We start from the raw sequence: 19,988 nt of genomic DNA on the forward strand, positions 1-19,988 counted from the left end.
CTTTTCTTCCAATATTAATATTTTTATAATTACATTTTTTCTATTTTAAAATCTAAACTGATAAAAAGATTCAACAAATTCATCAATTGTATGTAAGTTCAATGATTCTATAACTTCTATGTCAGTTTGTTCACACAAGTCAATTAATATGCTTGCCATATAAGCATCTCTAACTACTATATTTTTAGGTCTTCCTATTCGAATAATATAATTTATTACTGTTTCAAATATTAGATCAACAACATTATCTCCAGGTGTTACCATGTTTTGTGATAATACCACTCCTTTTCTTGCATCTACTAACATACATAATCTATGTATAAATGGTTTATCATATTGCTTATCGTTTATTGCAGAATTTAAATATGCTATATCTAGTTCTAAAATAGAATTATCTTGTTTTTGCTTCTTTAAGCGATTTATTAATAATTCATCTTTCAAAATAGCAACAGGATAATCCATATCTGGAATAATCACTGCTTCTTCTGAATTTACCCATATATTGTTTTCCTCATCAAATTTACGCATTAATGTCTTACCATTTTTAAAATCAATCTCCATACCTTTATTTAGTGAATCAATAGCCATATATACATGTTTTAATATTTTTGTAAATTCTAATACTTCATCTCTATCAGGCATATACGGTACATAACCACTTTCAAAAGTTCTAAAATATATCCAATTATTTTTTCCTCTAAACTTCAAATCTAATTTCTTTATAATGTCACGTTCTTTTGTTGTCAATTCATCTCTATTACCATAATTACACATAACATTATTTTGATATCTTATTAACTGATGACTAGGCATCTCACTACTATAAGCCATTTTAAAAAAGCCCTTTATAGAATCTAATCCATAATAAGCAGCAATACCATAACATTCTCCACCTTTTCCCATAACACTGCATACACATGGCTCTTTTTTATTTGACTCAATTATAGTTATTAAATCCATATCCCATAGTCTCTCCCATGGCTTTAACTCCTTAAGCTTTATAGCAATATCATATAAAGCTCTCCATTCTTCCAACTTAGCTTCAGTTCTCATCTATTAAATTTCTCCTATCTATTTTTATTTACAATACACGTTTATTTAAATGCTCTTTATTATAATCAAATATTTATCTATTACAAAACCATACACTATAGTCATCAACTATTTCTTTTTCTTCCCCCTCAGCTTCTAATAAGCATAATTCTATACAATATTTTCTTCTTCCTTTCTTTACATCAACTATTATTCCATGCAAATCATCTATCATACCAATACCAAGAACTTTTAACCTATCACCAACTTTAATTATTGAATCATAATCACTTTCTACAACTTTTGCTTCAAAAGGAAATTTTAATTTAGCATTTAGGTATTTTTCCCACTCTTCCAGCACTTTTATCTCATCATCTTCTGGCATATCTTTTATTACATTATAAATTCGTTCATCTTGCTTACAATGTATTTCCCATTTCAATATTATCAAACTCCTCTACTATATGTTTTTGCCGCAACACTTAAAATAATATCATATTCAATAATATTTTAAGACATAATTTTGTAATTGATGCATCTTTTTTCACTCATACTTGCTTCCATTAGTATTTTTATTGAAAATTAACAAGTTCAGTCATTCTTCCCTCTGAAATACCCCAGGGGTGTTTTAGGAGAACGTAGTTATCCTCTTGCTACTGAAGTCCGAAGGGCTGAAATTGCTACTTAATTAACCTGTGTATATCCTAATTTTATCATACATTTTTTGGTATGTAATTAAAAAGCCATACTTTTTTTAGGAAGTATGACTTTTCTCTATTACACATATCTTAAATTATCCGTTTATTATATGTCCCATAATAAATCCAATATATCATCATCATCTGCTTTTCTTAATAATGTAAAAACTCTGCCTAAGTTATTTTGAAACATAGATTCTTCTATAATTTTATAAGTATCTCCATTTTCTTTAAACCAAATACTACTTTCCAATACATCCTTAATTTCAGCACTTGTATTATATGAGGTTAACAATTTATGTGCTGATGATTTAGTTATACATCCATCTTTTAGTTCTTCCTTAAATGTTTTCGACTTCATTTGAACATATTTTTTTCCATTTGGATAATAAATTAATACTACAGCCTCACTATCTGCATATTGTAAGACTCTTCTAGCCATTACTACTAGAGATACACCATACTGTTCAGCTAAATCTTTGATTAAAGTCAACGTAATTCTCTTACCTTTTATGTCCTCGAGTAAATTACTTTTTGGTACTAATAATTCTGATGCAAAATCATTTGCTTGATTCTCAACTTCATCATCTGAATCAAAATTTACTATCTTATCACACTGCTGCAAGTTTTCATGCCATGGCATTATATAATGTCCAATTTCATGAGCTATAGTAAAACGTTCTCTCTGAGGATATATTGCTCTAGAATTATCTATAATTATATTTTTCTTGCCTGCTGATACTATTAGCAATGCTTCAATTGAATATAATGGTTCATAATTGATTTTTAATTCTAATGTTTCACATATTTTTGTTAAGTCTATAGGTGGAGTTAAATCAAATGATGAAACAATATCCTGAGCGTACTGCTCAGGATAGTTATATATATAATTACTCATTTTATTTATATTTTTCAATAGTCTCTGCAACTCTTGAGTCTATTTTTCCTTTTTTATTTCTTGCTGCTATATCATATGAACCATTGATATAAGCATCTATATCTTTTCTATTAAATCTCCACTCTCTCCCAAACTTTACAGCCTTTATTCTACCATCTTTTATCATATTATATATAGTTTGATTACTTACCCTTAGAAGATCTGCAACCTCTGTTAGGTTTAAAACATCTGGTTTGTCTTCAGTTTTTATATCTTCTAAGCTCTTACTAAGCTTTTGAAGCATCATTGCATCTTCACTCTCTAATACCATTTCTCCACATTCTGGACATACATACGCACTTATACCATTTACAGTAACCTTATAATCACCCCACCCAGTGTTAATTGCAGTGATTTTCTTTTCCATTTCATGATTACAAATATAGCATTTCATACTCATTTTTTATGCATCTCCCTTCTTTTTAAAACATTTCCGATACATTCCCAAACCTCATCTTTTGTTCTACAAACTGTAACTATAACAGGAATATCTCTATCTGCCACTACCGTATAAACTTCAGGCTTATCTATATTACCTTCTTGAAATAACACTTTAAAATCATCTATTTCATTTCCGATTTGAACCTCAATATTTTCCCCTTCAGTTATGCAACTTATAACCTTCTCTAAAGAAATTTTACGCTCTCCCATTCTATCAAGTGCATGATTACTAACTCTATAATAACCATCATTAACCTTCTGACGTATATTATTTTCAGCCATTTCACATCGTAACTTTGCCAACTCATCTATCATAAATTTATTACCTCTTCTTATATATAATATACACATTTAATTAAAAAATTACAATAAATTATTATAAATTGTTATAAAATATTATAAATTAATATAAAAATTAAAGCCTTAACTTTTCTAAAGTTGTTAAGACTTTTAATATTATCCAATTCCTTAATTCATTAAATTTATTAATTAATTATCTGATTCACTTAACTCTATTTTCATTGAACTCAATAACAAGTTCAGTCATTCTTCCCTAGCAAATACCCCCGAGGGTGCTTCTGAAGTCCGAAGGGCTGAAGTTGCTGCTAAAACATGTTCTTATTTTCTAATATAAAATCTTTTTGATTTTCTATATATTGAGTTAATGGTTTTATATTATCTTTTAAAGAACCACCTAATGCCTTTTTATATTCATCTGCTGATTCACCATTCATATATTTTAGTGGTAATCTATTATCTAGTAACTGTTTTAAATATATAAATCGCCCTATTCTTCCATTGCCATCTTGAAATGGATGAATGACTTCAAACTCTAAATGAAATCTTGCTATATCCTCAATTGTTACTTTTTCTAGTGAGTTAAAATTATTTATTAAAATATTCAACTTATCTTCAACTTCCAAAGGACTTGCTGTTTCAAAATCAGCTCCAAGTATTTTATTTTGATATTTTTTAAATATTCCAGCAAGTCCCATGTCATACAAACTTGTTCTATACATTAAACTCCCATGCCATTCCTTTATCATGTCTAAAGTTAGCTTTTTATCTAAGGTATCAATTACCATATCAAATGTATAAAATGAATTTACTGTTTCTTGAACATCATCTAATTTATGAGTACCCTGAACTATATTTTTTTCAAATAAAAGCTGTAGTGCTTCTGGTGTAAAATTGCTTCCTTCTATTTTATTTGAATGATATATAAAATCATATTTTAATATTTCATTTAAAGAATTATGAAGACCTTTAGTTTCTTGTAATACTTGTAGAAATTTTTTATAATCTATGTTTTGCATTTTTACACCACCCTCTTTTTTAATTGAGAATTGAAAATTAAGAATTGATGCCCTGCAAGGGTATCCTGTGGAGAATTATTTCCTCTTTTCAAAATTATCTCCTATTCTCTATTCTACATTCCCCATAGCAAGTTCACTCATTCTTCCCTCACAAATACCCTCGAGGGGTGCTTCTGAAGTCCGAAGGGCTGAAGTTGCTAGACATTAAATGGTAGTCGAATTGATTTTTCATATATTTTTTACACTACCCTTTAAATAAACATTTCATTTAAGTTAAATATCATCTCAATAATAACTATGACTCTTTAATTTTTATCAGGCAGTCTTTTCTATAAAAAGCCATTCCATATAAGCAAAGTTTTATCAATAAAATAATGTCCTCTTGTTATTAACATTTCAAAATTATCTATGCCTATTGGTAGTGCTTTGGATTCCATTTAATCACTTCCATTTCTTTTTTGTCTTGCTAGCTTTATTATAACCTAAATTACATTAATCTAAAATAATCTTTTCCAATTATATAGTAGAACCACTGTCTCCACATGTCACGAAGTGGTTGAGGCGTTTTCTCTCCCCCTTTCCGCAACATAACTTACAAACGAGGTGAATTTTGTTGCATACTGTAAAAAAATTCTTCAAGAAATTTTTTATAGCACAAAAAAGCACATAATTAGATTGATTAATCTGTTTATGTGCTTTTCATTCAATTATTCCTTCAATATGTTGCAAAAAGCTATATTCCTTACAATTTTAACTTATTAGCAAGTTCAGTCATTCTTCCTTCACAAAGACCCTCGAGGGGTGATTCTAAAGTACGAAGGGCTGAAATTGCTATTCCCATATTGCTTCTCTGAATGACTTTCCACATAACTGTCAAAGAGCTTCTTCTCCTGTTTTATCAGTCTCTCTAGATATTTCAAACCGTTTGAAAATATACAATGATATAACTAACAAAACAACTCCAACTGCTAGCTTAATAGGACTGAAATCCACTTTATATAGTTCTGGAAAATATGATACTATATAACAGAATAAATTATTCAAACCATGTAATAAAATAGTTATAATAAGGTTTCTTGTTTTTAAATATACTAATCCCAAAATTATGCCTAGTAAAAAGGCATTAATCCCCTGGATCACATTTAAGTGCAAAATTGCAAATAATAATGCTGAGACAGTTATTGATATAATAGGCTTATACCTTCTTGATAATTGTTCCAATATTATTCCTCTCATAAATAACTCTTCAAAAATAGGAGCTATAAATACCATCGAGCAAAACGCTGCAAATGGAGTTTGTAACATTTCTGTAAAAACAGCATCAATCGAACTTTCAGAGACTAGATTTTGTACTATCAAACTAATTGTATTATCATATGTTAAAGTATACCCAATTAAAATGAATAAACAACAAATGGTAATTTTTATATCAAACCTACATTTTAATTTTATGTCAAACTTATTTTTCTTTAATAAACTCTTATATATAATAATATACGCTATCATATTGCCAATAGCAGATGCATAAGCATTGTTTATAATTTCAATTCCACTTGCATTATTAAGAATACCCATTAACATAGCTATAAAAATTCCACCTATTACTTGAAGCCCGATTATTAGAAGTAGTATCATAATACTCTCCCAAATACTGATACCACCCTTTATTTCATTATCATCTTTATGTACACACTCCATAAAAACCTCCATCTATATTTACATATTAATTGAAATAAATAACTACCAACTTCTACTATTATGATACATAACTATGTCCATGCATATAACAATCTATATCCTGAAACTACCAATAACAACTTTATAATACATTGTATTTTTTATAATTATAGTACACTATGCAAGTTATTGTGTAACATTCTCTAATCAAATTTATAAGTATCTTATTCCTACCATATCCGAATGGTGAAGGCATAACTATAACAAGTTCAGTCATTCTTCCCTCACAAATACCCCCTGTGGTTGCTTCTGAAGTCCGACGGGCTGAAGTTGCTAATTTAATCAGCTAACTTGTATCTGGTAATATTTAAACCTCAGAGATCGTTGCACGACTTAGGTGTGCTTGCTATCTCTATAATCAACTATTTTCAGTTTCTACTCTTATTTTTGCATTATTATAAAGCAAATTGTAATCAAATTTTCTTAGATAATCAGGATAATTCTCATTATGATAACAAGCTATCCAAATCTTTTGAGATGCATCAATACAATATTTAGCAATACTTTTAAGATCCAATAGCCAAATATCTGGAGGAATAAGAATTTTTCCTTTTTCTATTGAAAAATGTACCGAAACATCACGCTGATTTTTAAATTTATTAAGTAATTCAATAAAACATTTTTCTTTTAATTGTTGATGATTTTTAGTCTTATAAATTACTTTTCCACCAATAATTTTTTGAATATATTCAATTCTATCCCCCATTTTTATATAATTAGTCCCCTTACTATTTTTTCCTTTCAATAAAAATCGTTCTTCTTCTGAAATCATATTTTCATTTTTATATACATAATCAAGACTAATTCCATTCATCAAAGCTTCAAAATAAGCAAAAAAATTTATTAATCCATTCCTACATAATGTACATACATTTCTATTAAATCTACTAACTATCTCTAATTGATTTTCTTTAATAACTTTTTTATCTTTTTTTAGTTTTATTGCAACATCATTCATTATATTATATTCTTTTTCAGCAAGTGCAAGCATAAAAAAAGCGTCTTCTAATAGTTGTTGTTCCTCATTAGCAACCATTCCAGAATGATATCCTAATCCTATTCTTGAATAATAAGGTAATCCTTCTTTCAAATAAGGAGTATTTTTTAAGTCAAATATATTTTCTAATACGCCAATTTCTATTCCATTCCTAAAAGGTTCATTTATAAGTTGTTCTCTCAAAATTTTTGCAATAAATTTTATTCCTTTCTTTAACGGAAATTTTTCTTTCATTTTATAGTATGACATATTTATCAAGCTAATAAATTCATCTGTAAAACACCATTCATGTTGGAGATCTTTTACCCCTAAATATACATTAGAGAATTGATTTAGTATAGAAAGACTATATTCATTTTTTGGTAGAATAGCTATGCAAAATATAATATATGTAAGCTTATCAAACAATAATGAATTTTCCTCATTCTCAATATTATATTCACTATTCAATAGCAAAAATGCATTATTATAAATATCATTATCATTCATCTTCATTTAATAACAACTCCATTCGCTTTAATTATAGTTGTTAATTTATCTATTTATTTGAGTATAATCCGCTCTAAAATAAACTTTATAATTATTTACCTTAATTCCATATTTCTTAAGTATCTTAACTATTAAGTTTCTGATTGAGTTTCCACTCATATTAGTTTCAATATATATTTTATCAGCTACTTTTTCTGGCTTTCGTAATTTTTTCTCATCTATTGAAAAATATTTATTCTTTTTACCATTCATAGTTTTATTGTTTTCAAAGTTCAAGAATTTTTCAGAATCTATACAAATAAACATATCACAAGTCTTTAATAGCATTTCTTGCCACGTTTTCACTTCGATAAATTTACTATCATTAATTCTAAATCCAAATGGTCTTATATGAGTAAAGTTTTCGTATAAAGTATGCTCCACCTTATTATCAACAACATATTCATCATAATTAGGTAGAATTCTAGTTATATCCTCTTCTGCATTCTCCTCAGTAATATCAGCCTCTTCTATTCTTGTAAAATTAATTATTTCATCAATTTTTGTTTCATAGAAATTAATTGCCTTACCAAGAGTCGTGTATTTTTCAATAGTTGAAAAATCTCTATTTGAATATGATTGTCCTATTTTTTCATTTATTCTATTCATAACATCATCAATAGTATCCATTAAAAGTCCTAAACTTTCTGAAATATCAATTGATTTATCTGGGAAGTCTTCTTTTATAATTTTTAAAATTTCTTCAAGTTCCATAAATCACACCTCATTATAAAATTTTATATAATTACAGTATTCTTTATAAATGGTAATATTCCTCCTAAATTCCAATTGTTTGTACAAAAAAACACCAGTAGTTACACTGATGTTTCTCTTTTTAATTATAACTCCATATCATTAAGTATATCCCTAAGTTTCTTTAATTCATCCAAAGATAAAGTTACTCCTTTACCCATTTTCTTATGTTCTGAATCCCAGTCTCTAATATCATACTTAGGCTCTTTATCATTCCAAGAAATTAGGTTTAATTCTTTCTTCCAACCTTTAGCTGATTCTGAAAGAACTCCTGTGGTTTCTTTAATTTCAAATTTAATATCTGCCATATATACTCCAATCCTAATTAAAATAATTCTCTATTTCTTGTATTTCAACATCACTTAATTCATATATAGTATATACCATATCATCTATGCATTTTTCTATACTTTTTATGTCATCTATTTCTTTATCTAATATATTATCTACAAGTTTCACTATTTGTTTCATTCTATTATCATCTGTTAATTTTATTGGTAGATTCCTTATATCATTAACTAATATTTTAGGAAATAAACCCTTATTAGCTTTAGGTGATGTATTTATATGATAATAGGACATTAATTTTGAGTTTAATAAACCTAAAATATATTTGTAATCAACATTCTTTATATTAATTATATTTATTATTGATGGTGTATTATAATATTCTTCATCTACAATAGTTGCTAATATTCTAGGATTAGTTATTTCTCTTACTAATATTCTCTTATAAGTGAAAAACTCTTTTTTTCTTGGTGCTGCAAGCCATTCTCCATAGCTTATCCATGTTTGACCATTCCAATGTAACTTGTATCGTTCTATATCTTTACCTTGTAATTCCTTCTTAAAGGTTTCATCCTTTTTACAACTAGAATGCCAGATCCTATTCTTTATTGTTTCTTCACTATGTCCCCTATATTTATCATAAGGTATTAATCCTTGGGATATTTCACTAATGATTCCTAGTTGAATAGAATTCTCCTTTAACTTGTTAACTAAATTTATAGTTTTTTCATCTTTATAAAATATATTTAACCAATTATTACTGTTCTTAATAAGAGAACTTTTTTCTATTTCTTTCTTATTTAAAACACTATATACTCCGCTATTAATTATTGGGTTTGAAAATTTCACTTTATAATTATCGCTAAAATAATTTTTTAGAGCTAATATACAAGTTCTAACCTTAGCTGATTCGAAAACATCAATTTCTGATAAATTATCTATAAAATTAATTTGCCATGTATGAACTAAATCTTTTCTTAGTTTCTCTGCATGCAAATTTGAAAGTATTGTGTTCGGAATAATATAACTGATGTATCCACTTATTTTTAACATTTCCATTCCCTTATATATAAAATAATCAGCCGATTCATAATCTGGAACATTAATATATTTTTTATTTAATATCTTTTTAGTTTTGCTATCAAATTTTGCTCCATATGGTGGATTTCCTATTATAATATCAAATCCACCTTTGTCCTTAAAAACCTTACCAAATTCAAGTTTCCAAAGAAAATAAGGTTTTGTTTTTGCTTTTAAACTTTCTTCATATTTTTCTAGTCCCTCTGAATTATTATCATTTGCTAGTTTCAACCTTATCATATCATCAACTATCTTTTCAATATTTTTCTTTATTTCTAATTTATGTTTACTATCATCTTCTCCATAAAATCTATCTTGTTCTTTAAATAAATCTTCTAGAAGTTTTTCAATATTATCATTAAATAGTGATACTTGCCAATTAGATATTTCACTTTTTGATGTATGCTCTTTTTTGTCTAATATGCTCTCATCAAATAATTTAATTCCTTCGAACTCATCTATTAAACTGTTCCCACACATAATATTATAATCAAGATTAGGTAATGCCTGTGGATCCTTTTGCTTATCAAATCCCATAATTATATCATCATATGTTGGTTCTAGATCTTCATCTACTACTAATGATAGCCATATACGAAGCTTTGTTATATCTACTGCACTTGCTTCTATATCAACTGCATATATTGAATTTTTAATTATATTCCTTTTCAATTTATATGGATTGCGATTTTCATAAAGTCTTGCCCTTTGGGATTGTTTTAGCTTTTTTTCTGAATCAGTCATTTCTTTAGTAATAACGTATTGAGCTACAAAATATTCAGTTATATTATTTCTAGCTTTTACAATTTCACTAATCATCCCCATTGGAAATGCTCCTGAGCCAACTGCTGGATCAGCTATTCTTACATCTGCTAATTTATCATCTATTAATTTAATATTATTATATACTGATAATGGAATCTGCATTTGTTCTGTTCCTAATTTAACTTCCTTTCCTGTATCTTCATCTTTCATTATTTCACCATAAATAATAAAATCCTTTATGTCTTCATACTCAATTCCTGTTTCGTTGACCAAGTAATTTACAAGACTTTCTTGACACATATAATGAACTATTTCACGAGGAGTATAGAAAGCACCTTTTGATTTTCTATCCTTTACATCAAGAAGGTTTTCAAAAATTTTACCTAACATTTCAGGATCTACTGCCACTTCTCTTTCTAATGGCTCATCTTCATTCATTGTAAAATTATATCTATCAAATATATCTAAAATACCATCTGCATTTTCTTCATCTTTAATATCTATATTAGAAAATAATTCATTAGGAATTTCAAAAGTTGAGTTCTTCCAATCATAGTTTTCTAATGGTTCAAAAAGTCCACCATTTAAAAATGGTATCTTACAATTAAACTTATTATAATAATTGTTATCTCCTCTTTTATGATTTAAAGCTTCATAAAAAAGTGGTTCTAAATAGTCATCAAAGAAATTCTTCTCTTCTTTTTCTTTAACTTTTTTACAATTACTATATAAATGACGTATGAATCCTTTTTCTCCGCTCCCCCATTTTTCTGATGTAAAACATCCTGCCAAAATATCTGAATCGTCATCATTAAGTTTCTTTAATTCTTCATAATTTAGTTTATATGAATTCTCTGAAACTTGTTTATAGACTTGAGGGACTATTCTTCTTGCAGATTTATTGTTATTATAATAAGCATTTTTGTATTGTTTATCATTAATAACATGTGGTAATACTTTAACACCTAACCAACCTTTTTTCTGTATAAAATACAAGAATGCTAATTGCCCCATTAACTTTTTTGCAAATTGCTCACTTGTGAAATTATGTTTTTCAGCTTCCTCATTAAAATCATTGCTTTCATCAAGATGATCTTTTAACTCACAATACTTTTCCCTATACTTTTTAAAGAATTCTTCTGTTACTTTTTCAACATTAAATGCTTCTTCTATATTATCAAGTGTAGGATTAAATTTATCATTTTCAAAGATAGGTAGCAGTCTTTCCTTAGCAGTGTGACAAGGTTCTTTTTCGCCTACTAAATAAGAATATCTTTTTGCTGGAGTCAATTTAGATTTTACTCTACCCTTTGCAAATTCATAATCTAACCTTACTAATGAAAGTCTCCATTTGGGTTCATCCTCTGAATAGAATGCAACTATAGCCGCATCATAATTTGCTTTTGAAAGGAGCTTTGAAATAAAATTTCTTTGCATACTTCTAGCTCTTTCAACATTTCTATTTTTCTTAAGCTCTACAGCAAATATTGCTATCTTATTCTTATCTTGGTCAATGTAGTTGCCAATATGTGTGTAGCAATTCATATAATAACTAAACTCTGACCAATTCCAATAGTCTTTATATACCTTGCTAACAATGGTGCAATTATTGAAAAATTCCTTTATAAATTGTGTAAATCTTTCTGATTCATAAGTTTTAGTAAAAGTATTTTCTAAGATTGCTCTTTTACCATCCATATTTATATACCCCCATTTTTCATAAAGCAAGATAAAACAATTTGTTTTTCCTTGTTATTAATTTTTGCCTTAGTTTCTCTTTCTTCAAAATATCTTTTTGGAATAATATCCTTTATATAAGAAAATGCTTGCAACTCATCTTCTATCTTTTTAACTTCTTTAAATATTTCTTTAGTTAAAGCTTGAGATACTTCTCCATTCTCCCAAAGTCTTAACATCTTGCTAATTAGTTCATCATCATTATCAGTAAACTTCTTGCATTTAGATAATGATTTAAGTAATTTAACCATTTTTGCATCATTTCCAGTGATAGATGGTTTTTCATTTATAATTTCATCTTCTGTATTTATTCTGTTATCAAAAGCTTTTTTATTTTCACTTAAGTGTTCAAAATAAATTTCATCAACAATAACTGATTTTTCTTCCTTTAAAGCTTTTATATATGAAATTGCGTTCATAAAAGTAATGTCTTCTGTAACACCATTTTCTGTTTTAAAGAATGATTTTAGATACCCTTTTCTTAAAAATGTTACTGTAGCCTTGTCCAATACTTTATTAGTATACTTACCTACTCTAGCCTTTATTGGAAGATGCTTTATTTTCTGAAATAGATTTATGTCTGTATCCCTTATTTTACGAATCTCTGCAAGATATGCTAGTTCTGGATTTGCTCCTTCTTCTTCATCATCTAAATTTTGTGTTAAATCTTGATATAGTTTATGTGAACTTACATCTTCTTCCTCTGATAAATATTTGAAGTCTTCTCCCAAAGTATCATGAAATGCTTGCAACTTTTCTATAATACGATCTTTTAATGACAATTGACTATCAGCTTGTGATGTTGGAAAAAAGTTAAAAATATAGATTCTTTCATGCTCGCTACCGACTCTATTTATACGACCGCTTCTTTGCATCATCCTTGTAGGATTCCAAGGCAAGTCATAATTTATAAGTACATTTGAACGATGTAAATTAACACCCTCTGCTAATACATCCGTTGTTATTAAAACATCATACTTATCTTTTTTTTCTTCCTTGTATTTAGGATTAAAACTATATTCAATATCTCTTTTTAAATATTCACTGCTTTCTCCACTAAAAGCTACTACTCTATCCTTGTAAATATTCTTTAAATTTTCGCCTAAATAATATGCTGTTTCTTTAGACTCAGTAAAAATAATTATCTTACTTCCTTTTAAAATTTTATTGTCCTTTAATTCAACCTTAAATTGCTCAAGCTTTGGATCGTCATTTATATTGTCCCAATCTGTTTTTAATCTTTTTAGCATTCCTAAATCTCTTTGAAGCGAAGGTATAAAATCTTCTGTAAATTCATCAATTTTAAAATGTTGCAGTTTATCCGATTTTTCAAGTTCTTCAAGTTTACTATCATCACCATTGTCTAATAAATCATATACATTCACTTTTTTACTAATATAAATATCTCCTACTTTAGTCATTTCAATAAATCTTGAATATGATTCTATAAAACGGTCAAGAGTTTTTCTAAATGCAAAAAAACTACTTTCAAGCCTTTTAACAAGTATTGATTTCATAAAGCCATTCATATTTCTTTGTGATACTAACATAGTTGCAAATTTTTTATTATTCTTTAAATATAAAAGTGGTGTATAACGTGCATAATCAAGAGTTTTAATTATTAGCATTGTTTCCTTAAAGACTTCATCTGTGAGTTTATCAAAGGTATAAACTATTTTTTCTGGTGTACCTAAACTAGGAAACTTTAATCCTTGTTTATCTAAATCATCTTTATAAAATTCCATTATCTCTTTACGAGTTCTTCTTATCATTATATTTCTTAGTACTTTATCTCTTATTTGTTCTGAATTCTTACGAAGCTGAATATAATATTCTGGTGTACCACGTTCAAATTTGTTTAACTTAGTTTTAAGCTTTGCAAAAAAGCCTTCTAAGTTTTTATCTTTAGGCATAATAGTACTATTATGTTTTGATTGAAATAAATAAATTTGATTTTCTATATCTGATGAATAGTTGTTAATTGGTGTTGCTGAAATAAGTATTACTTTTTTGTTATAGCAAATTTGATGTAATAATTTAAAGTTTTCAGTATCTTGATTTCTAAAACGATGTGCTTCATCAATAAACACATACTGATATTGATTAAGTAATCTTTCATCTTCTAAGATTCTATCTAATTTTCCTAAAGACACCACATCTGCTACAACATCAAATTCTTTCATAACTTCATTCCAATAATCAATTAATACTGGTGGACAAATAATTAATTTGTTATGTCCTTTTCTTAAAGTTTTTGCGAGCATTGCACATATGTATGTTTTCCCAAGACCAACTACATCTGATATAAATACTCCTCCATAAGTTTCAAGAATTTTCTTTGCTTGAGTCATTGCATCTAATTGATATTGAAGTCTCATATATCCATCTGGTAAAATCTTATCTAATACTGATTCTTTATCTGCATTTATTTCTTCTTTGAAGAATTCATATATAGTTTTCAAATACAATTCATAGGGTGTAATATCATTTTTAAGCCATGTCCTGTTTTCAATTGTATCAATGTATTCTTCTTTAATATCAACAGACTTTACCCATAACTCTTCAAATCTTTCTAATGCAAAATCAATATCTCTTCCATCTTTTAATTCAACATTAAACTCAAGATTATTCCTAAATCCTGCTAACGAAAAATTACTAGAGCCAGTTATTACACTTCCTCTATAGTCAGGACTTTTTTCCTCATCTTTACGCATTATGTACAATTTTGCATGAATTGGTGCTTCTTTATAAATTCTCATTTCAATTTTTCCAGCTTTAAGCCAATTTATAAATGTTATTACCCCTTGTTCAATTTCTAGTGTATCATCAGATTTTACAAATTCACTTTCAACCTCATTGGAAAAATTATCTTTAGCTTCCTTATAAGAAAATTGTGAAGTTTCCACTTCATTATTGGCTTGGTTTATTATCTCTACAGTCTTTGAATCTACATTCAATCCAACTAATATTCTTATTTTATCTATTTCTCCCATAGTTTTATATAAATTATAAAATCCACTTGTTCTAAAATACCCTACCAATACATCAAAATACTGCGTATTAGTTTTTAAAATACTATTAAATCTATCAAGTAGTGTCCTACCTTCTTCATTTGTAAAAAAGGTTAAATCATTATTCAAATTTATCCCTCCCTTACTAATTTGTAACATAAAAATTATACCATTTTTGTGTTACAAATTGTGTGATATTAATAATTTATTTTCTCATCTATACTTTTAAGTAGTAGGGAGGTTTACTATGAATACTAAAATAATATTAAAACCTAAAGAAGATACCACTTCAACCTTCAGTATTAGAATTGATAAATCATTACTATCTAGATTTGATATACTAAGTAATGAAAGTGGTTATTCTAGAAATGAACTTATTAAATTTGCTATGGAACATTACATTGATTCTGTAGAAGTATTAAAAAAAGATACTAAAAAATAAAGCTAAAGTAAATCCATCACAGACTTACTTTAGCTTTCAAATTCACATACATATACTAGTATTTTATAATTCTATCTATTCCCTCTATGCTTTCAATGTTATCTTCAACCTTTGTTAATTCTTCCTTATCCAATGGATTTATGTTCAAAATCTTAAGCAACATAAACAACTCTCCATTTTCAGAATGTGACCTACTTAATTTAAATTCATATCCCTTATCATTTAAAACTTTCTTTATACTATTATTAATATCACTGGAATCTTTTGAACTTATAAAACTATAGTAATACTTCATATATTTATCTATTTCTAAAATGTAATCTTCATCCTTAATAATAGATTTAATATTATTGAATTGGTCTTCACCTATCTCTGCTCTAAAGATTAGTGTTTCATAATTTCTACTAATATATGAATCTATAAATCTTATATCATATATCTTAGAATTTATTTTTTCATTAATTAATTTTATACTATTCTCTCTGTTTACAGCCTCATCTAACGTTATATATAAATACATTTTCACTACCTCCAAGTACAGGATATTATACCATAATTATTTCTTGTTAATATAGTATAACCTAAGATAATATATTTATTAACTTTAAACATAACAAAAAGCACCCACAAAGTGATGCTCTTTATTATATCTAAATATTTGCTGTCTCCTAATATAATAAAACAATATTCACCTACTCAACCATTAATACTTTTTGCTGTGTAAGGGAACATATTTATAATTATTTCAAACCAAGTATTTTCAATGCTTTTACTTCTTATATAGCAGAACCACTGTCTCCACGTGCTTTGTATTAGGCAACATATTAGATTATACAGTAAAGCGCGACCTTTGAAATCCGCCAATAATATTATAATAACTGTTACTTTATCTCTTTCACCCTGCCCACAATACCGCTCTCAAGCATTACTTTTATGCCACGATGATGCTCTGGTGAATTAGTAAGTATCTTCTTAACTATTCCTTCTGTCAATTTTCCTGTACGTTGATCCTGCTTTTGAACAACTAAAACTGTTGCTCCTATTTTAATATTGCTTCTATTTGTTCCGTTCATTTCAATTTCCTCTCATCTATGATTAATATTTATCCCATTGTACACTAAACTAATTATTATTTAAACCTTGCATATAAAACTTCTTACCTTAGCACATCTAAATTTCTTATATATTTTTTTCAATTACTCCATAAATAATTGAACCTCTTTTTTTGCCGCCATAATATTTTTCTATTCCTAGCTTTTCAAAATCATTAGAGCCTTGTCTTTCTTTAATAACAACTCTTTTTGAACATACTCTAAGTGCTTCCATTAAAATATCTTTTGTTAATCCTTTGTGATCTGCAAAATCTCTAAAGGAATTTATTGATGTTGATTTTCTATTTGGTTCTTTAAACATAGGATCAAAATATACTACATCAAAACTATTATCTCCCTGCTTTAAAATATAGTCTTCATATGATTCATTAACAACCTTTATATTATCTATATTTTTACCATTAACACCATTATAGTTTTCTAATCCACATTTACTTAAATAAGCTATATACTTATTAATTTCCGTACCTACTACATATCCCTTTTCTCCAACAACTGCTGAAAAGACAAGAGAATCACCTGCAAGACCTAATGTACAATCTAGTATGCTATTTCCTTCTTCTAATTTTGTTGCCTCTATTATGGCTTCCTTATTTCCTTGTCTTATTGATTTAACCTTAAGTTCTGACATATTAGGATGCCAAAATAGTGCACTATCTTCTCCCTTTATAACAATCTTATCTCTTTCAACTACTAATAAATAGTCAAAACCATCTTTCAAAATTGTTTCTTTGATACTAAAATTACCTCTTTTTATATATGATATGTTTAAATCTTTAGATACACCTTTTGCTTTATAATTTAAGCTTTCATCTGCATCTCTTGTAGTAGTAACTGCAATCTTCATTTTTCCCTCTCTGTCTTTCCAGCTGCCTTGTGCTCTAATTTATTTTCATTGATTTTTAGCAAATTCAACTCGATTTTTACCGTTATTTTTTGAATAATATAATGCTTCATCTGCCTTTGCAATAAATTCTGCAGAATTTTGATTTTTATTTGGAATATCATAAACTATGCCTATGCTTACTGTCACTACTCCATAGATTGATTCAACATGTTCCATATTTAAATCTTTTATGCCTCTCATTATTTCTTTTGAAATTTTTATAATGCTATCTTTATCTGTATCTTGAAGGAGTACTATAAATTCCTCTCCACCATATCTTGCAGCCATATCAGATTTTCTTTTAATGGTATTTTTTAAAACAGCTGCAACATTTTTAATACATTCATCTCCTTTTAGATGACCATATGTATCGTTATATTTTTTAAACTCATCGACATCTAGCATCAATATTGCTATAGGCTTAGAATTTCTAATACTTGAACTAAATGCCTTGTTAAAGAACTCATCAAATCGCCTTCTATTAGGAATACCAGTAAGTCCATCAAAAAAAGATAGTTCTTGTAAAAATTCATTTCTTTCTTCTAGTTCACGAGTGCGTTCTGCTACCTGCATTTCTAGATTAGCTACTAAACCTGTTAGCTGAGAACCCATAATATTAAAGGATTTTGTTAACTGTCCTAGTTCATCTTGACGATTTTCATGATCTACATATTTAAAAGTACCTTCTGTTAATGCCTTTGCTGAAGCATTAAGATTAACAATAGGCTTTGTAATCCTTCTTGCTATCCAGAAACCAAATACTAGAAATAACAAGATAAATAGTATATTAAACATTTCTGTTTTTCTAATAGTATAATTCATTTCAGATAAAAAATCCGCTTCAGATAAAACAATATATATTCTCCATTCAACTCCATTTTTTTCAAAGCTTTCCGAGTTGGCGTAATATTTTTCCTCGTTAACATCAAAATTTATCAATTTACTTTCTGGAAGATTTTCTGATAACTCTATTGTCTTTCGAATAATTTTATTTTCGCTTTCTTCTGCTTTTATCAATTGTGACTTTCCATCTTCAATCTTAAAAATTTTCTCGTCGGAAGATGAAGCTACCAATTGATTATTGGAATTAACTACAAAAATTTGACCAGATTTACCTATTGGTAAACTGTTTAGGGTTTTTCCAAGCCAAGTTAGAAGATAGTCTACCCCAAATACTCCTATGAGTTCATTATTTTCATAAATAGGAGTGCTGACAGTTATTGTTGGTTCTTTAAATACAAAATGATTATATATATCACTAAAACTTGAGGATTCATTCGATACTGCTTTTATATACCATGGTCTTGTTCTAGGATCAAAATCATCAAACTTTTCAACAAAAAAAAGCCCTTCTCCGTTTTCTGATGTACTATAGTATTCTGAAGATCCTTTGGTCATTTTATTATTTCTAACAACTTGTATATTTCCATCTATAGTACGCCTGGCACCATAAAATGATCCATCCTTTAATCCAACATAAGTCATAGCAACATCATTGAAATTCTTTAATAGGCTAACGAAATATCTTTCTCTTCCACTTTGATCATCTAGATTAAGAAAACCTGCTTTAAAAGAATCTATATGTATCTCATTTAATTTATTTGCTTCACTAAATCGATTATCTAATTGAATTTTAACTTGCTGAAGCATAGATTGACTCATTTCTCTTAATACTGAATCTACAGCTCTTTGGCTTCCATTCATTAAAGTAATGGTTACAAAAACTAAAGCTATGACTATAGGTGCTATAAATGGAACTATAAATGCATTTCTAATAGATTTAAAACCGATACCTTTTACATACAATTTCATATTTCACCTCTCCCCCTTTTAATCTTATAAATTATATATATCTACAATATTCATACATCTAATTAAATATTTATATATGTTGCAATGCACAATTATCAGTTATCAATTCACAATGCACAATTCTCACTTTTCAATTCACAATGCACAGTTCACAATTCATAATTCTCAATTATCAATTCATGATTCACAATGCACAATTATCAATTCTCAGTTCACAATGCACAATTCTCAATTTGCGATTCATAGTTCGCAATTTGCGATTCTCAAGTCATAGTTTACAATTAAGGATAAAATTTTTGTAATTTTTTTAGAATTATTATGAAGGATTATTTTTGTAAGATATATATGTTGCAAAATGAAATTCCCAAAATAATTTATTGTGAAAAATATCCATTAATATAAAATGAACAAAACAA

General features: G+C 27.6%; 18 protein-coding genes. 1 reads left to right on the top strand and 17 read right to left on the bottom strand.

The window, feature by feature from the left end; all coding sequences use genetic code 11:
* Positions 1 to 45 precede the first annotated feature (45 nt).
* The 13 genes from ACJDTP_RS23875 to ACJDTP_RS23935 form a co-directional block, all read right to left on the bottom strand.
* Positions 46 to 1,053 carry a DUF7309 domain-containing protein gene (locus ACJDTP_RS23875; RefSeq protein ID WP_103699385.1) on the bottom strand — a complete coding sequence of 336 codons (1,008 nt, stop codon included), beginning with the start codon at positions 1,051 to 1,053 and terminating at the stop codon, positions 46 to 48.
* Between the two features lie 73 nt (positions 1,054 to 1,126).
* Positions 1,127 to 1,474 carry a calcium-binding protein gene (locus ACJDTP_RS23880; RefSeq protein WP_103699386.1) on the bottom strand — a complete coding sequence of 116 codons (348 nt, stop codon included), beginning with the start codon at positions 1,472 to 1,474 and terminating at the stop codon, positions 1,127 to 1,129.
* A gap of 362 nt (positions 1,475 to 1,836) precedes the next feature.
* The gene (locus ACJDTP_RS23885) at positions 1,837 to 2,646 is read right to left on the bottom strand and encodes an ImmA/IrrE family metallo-endopeptidase (protein WP_103699387.1); all 810 of its coding nucleotides are present in this window, start codon (positions 2,644 to 2,646) and stop codon (positions 1,837 to 1,839) included.
* On the bottom strand, positions 2,630 to 3,067 hold the full coding sequence (locus tag ACJDTP_RS23890) for a helix-turn-helix domain-containing protein (RefSeq protein WP_103699388.1): 438 nt from the start codon (positions 3,065 to 3,067) through the stop codon (positions 2,630 to 2,632). The genes ACJDTP_RS23885 and ACJDTP_RS23890 overlap by 17 nt, the downstream gene beginning before the upstream one ends.
* Complete coding sequence (locus ACJDTP_RS23895) at positions 3,064 to 3,423, bottom strand: DUF4258 domain-containing protein (RefSeq protein ID WP_206490982.1); 360 nt, start codon at positions 3,421 to 3,423, stop codon at positions 3,064 to 3,066. The genes ACJDTP_RS23890 and ACJDTP_RS23895 overlap by 4 nt, the downstream gene beginning before the upstream one ends.
* Positions 3,424 to 3,713: 290 nt before the next feature.
* Positions 3,714 to 4,424: a Fic family protein gene (locus ACJDTP_RS23900; RefSeq protein WP_206490976.1), complete on the bottom strand. Its 711-nt coding sequence runs from the start codon at positions 4,422 to 4,424 to the stop codon at positions 3,714 to 3,716.
* A gap of 742 nt (positions 4,425 to 5,166) precedes the next feature.
* Positions 5,167 to 5,301 (bottom strand): hypothetical protein, encoded by a 135-nt coding sequence (locus ACJDTP_RS23905; protein WP_278286309.1) that lies wholly within the window; start codon positions 5,299 to 5,301, stop codon positions 5,167 to 5,169.
* A complete protein-coding gene (locus ACJDTP_RS23910; RefSeq protein ID WP_406762653.1) occupies positions 5,298 to 6,122 on the bottom strand; it encodes a CPBP family intramembrane glutamic endopeptidase in 825 nt (274 codons plus the stop codon). Before ACJDTP_RS23910 ends, ACJDTP_RS23905 begins: the two co-directional genes overlap by 4 nt.
* A 397-nt stretch (positions 6,123 to 6,519) precedes the next feature.
* Positions 6,520 to 7,653: a hypothetical protein gene (locus tag ACJDTP_RS23915; protein WP_406762654.1), complete on the bottom strand. Its 1,134-nt coding sequence runs from the start codon at positions 7,651 to 7,653 to the stop codon at positions 6,520 to 6,522.
* Positions 7,654 to 7,692: 39 nt separating this feature from the next.
* Entirely contained in the window at positions 7,693 to 8,400 is a 708-nt protein-coding gene (locus tag ACJDTP_RS23920) for a hypothetical protein (RefSeq protein ID WP_406762655.1), read from the bottom strand.
* 125 nt (positions 8,401 to 8,525) lie between these two features.
* A complete protein-coding gene (locus tag ACJDTP_RS23925; RefSeq protein ID WP_406762656.1) occupies positions 8,526 to 8,747 on the bottom strand; it encodes a YdbC family protein in 222 nt (73 codons plus the stop codon).
* Between the two features lie 13 nt (positions 8,748 to 8,760).
* Positions 8,761 to 12,270: an Eco57I restriction-modification methylase domain-containing protein gene (locus ACJDTP_RS23930; protein WP_406762657.1), complete on the bottom strand. Its 3,510-nt coding sequence runs from the start codon at positions 12,268 to 12,270 to the stop codon at positions 8,761 to 8,763.
* 2 nt (positions 12,271 to 12,272) lie between these two features.
* Positions 12,273 to 15,449 carry a helicase-related protein gene (locus ACJDTP_RS23935; protein ID WP_406762658.1) on the bottom strand — a complete coding sequence of 1,059 codons (3,177 nt, stop codon included), beginning with the start codon at positions 15,447 to 15,449 and terminating at the stop codon, positions 12,273 to 12,275.
* A gap of 118 nt (positions 15,450 to 15,567) precedes the next feature.
* On the opposite strand from ACJDTP_RS23935, the gene ACJDTP_RS23940 reads away from it, so the two are divergent.
* Positions 15,568 to 15,762, top strand: a complete 195-nt coding sequence (locus tag ACJDTP_RS23940; RefSeq protein WP_406762659.1) for a CopG family ribbon-helix-helix protein — start codon at positions 15,568 to 15,570, stop codon at positions 15,760 to 15,762.
* Positions 15,763 to 15,817: 55 nt separating this feature from the next.
* On the opposite strand, the gene ACJDTP_RS23945 is transcribed toward ACJDTP_RS23940, so the two are convergent.
* The 4 genes from ACJDTP_RS23945 to ACJDTP_RS23960 form a co-directional block, all read right to left on the bottom strand.
* Positions 15,818 to 16,282 (bottom strand): hypothetical protein, encoded by a 465-nt coding sequence (locus ACJDTP_RS23945; RefSeq protein ID WP_406762660.1) that lies wholly within the window; start codon positions 16,280 to 16,282, stop codon positions 15,818 to 15,820.
* Between the two features lie 361 nt (positions 16,283 to 16,643).
* Entirely contained in the window at positions 16,644 to 16,835 is a 192-nt protein-coding gene (locus ACJDTP_RS23950) for a YwbE family protein (protein ID WP_103699348.1), read from the bottom strand.
* Between the two features lie 106 nt (positions 16,836 to 16,941).
* On the bottom strand, positions 16,942 to 17,721 hold the full coding sequence (locus ACJDTP_RS23955) for a class I SAM-dependent methyltransferase (protein WP_406762661.1): 780 nt from the start codon (positions 17,719 to 17,721) through the stop codon (positions 16,942 to 16,944).
* A gap of 45 nt (positions 17,722 to 17,766) precedes the next feature.
* On the bottom strand, positions 17,767 to 19,572 hold the full coding sequence (locus ACJDTP_RS23960; protein WP_406762662.1) for a sensor domain-containing diguanylate cyclase: 1,806 nt from the start codon (positions 19,570 to 19,572) through the stop codon (positions 17,767 to 17,769).
* Between the last annotated feature and the right edge of the window lie 416 nt (positions 19,573 to 19,988).

Source organism: Candidatus Clostridium helianthi, assembly GCF_045310795.1.
In the GTDB taxonomy this organism is placed as follows: domain Bacteria; phylum Bacillota; class Clostridia; order Clostridiales; family Clostridiaceae; genus Clostridium; species Clostridium helianthi.

What these genes read in the sequence shown, in the direction of transcription:
- ACJDTP_RS23925 (WP_406762656.1), bottom strand. Translation starts at nt 8,747, where the DNA reads ATGGCAGATATTAAATTTGAAATTAAAGAAACCACAGGAGTTCTTTCA.
- ACJDTP_RS23940 (WP_406762659.1), top strand. Translation starts at nt 15,568, where the DNA reads ATGAATACTAAAATAATATTAAAACCTAAAGAAGATACCACTTCAACC.
- ACJDTP_RS23875 (WP_103699385.1), bottom strand. Translation starts at nt 1,053, where the DNA reads ATGAGAACTGAAGCTAAGTTGGAAGAATGGAGAGCTTTATATGATATT.
- ACJDTP_RS23910 (WP_406762653.1), bottom strand. Translation starts at nt 6,122, where the DNA reads ATGGAGTGTGTACATAAAGATGATAATGAAATAAAGGGTGGTATCAGT.
- ACJDTP_RS23890 (WP_103699388.1), bottom strand. Translation starts at nt 3,067, where the DNA reads ATGAGTATGAAATGCTATATTTGTAATCATGAAATGGAAAAGAAAATC.
- ACJDTP_RS23930 (WP_406762657.1), bottom strand. Translation starts at nt 12,270, where the DNA reads ATGGATGGTAAAAGAGCAATCTTAGAAAATACTTTTACTAAAACTTAT.
- ACJDTP_RS23895 (WP_206490982.1), bottom strand. Translation starts at nt 3,423, where the DNA reads ATGATAGATGAGTTGGCAAAGTTACGATGTGAAATGGCTGAAAATAAT.
- ACJDTP_RS23915 (WP_406762654.1), bottom strand. Translation starts at nt 7,653, where the DNA reads ATGAAGATGAATGATAATGATATTTATAATAATGCATTTTTGCTATTG.
- ACJDTP_RS23960 (WP_406762662.1), bottom strand. Translation starts at nt 19,572, where the DNA reads ATGAAATTGTATGTAAAAGGTATCGGTTTTAAATCTATTAGAAATGCA.
- ACJDTP_RS23950 (WP_103699348.1), bottom strand. Translation starts at nt 16,835, where the DNA reads ATGAACGGAACAAATAGAAGCAATATTAAAATAGGAGCAACAGTTTTA.
- ACJDTP_RS23900 (WP_206490976.1), bottom strand. Translation starts at nt 4,424, where the DNA reads ATGCAAAACATAGATTATAAAAAATTTCTACAAGTATTACAAGAAACT.
- ACJDTP_RS23955 (WP_406762661.1), bottom strand. Translation starts at nt 17,721, where the DNA reads ATGAAGATTGCAGTTACTACTACAAGAGATGCAGATGAAAGCTTAAAT.
- ACJDTP_RS23920 (WP_406762655.1), bottom strand. Translation starts at nt 8,400, where the DNA reads ATGGAACTTGAAGAAATTTTAAAAATTATAAAAGAAGACTTCCCAGAT.
- ACJDTP_RS23945 (WP_406762660.1), bottom strand. Translation starts at nt 16,282, where the DNA reads ATGTATTTATATATAACGTTAGATGAGGCTGTAAACAGAGAGAATAGT.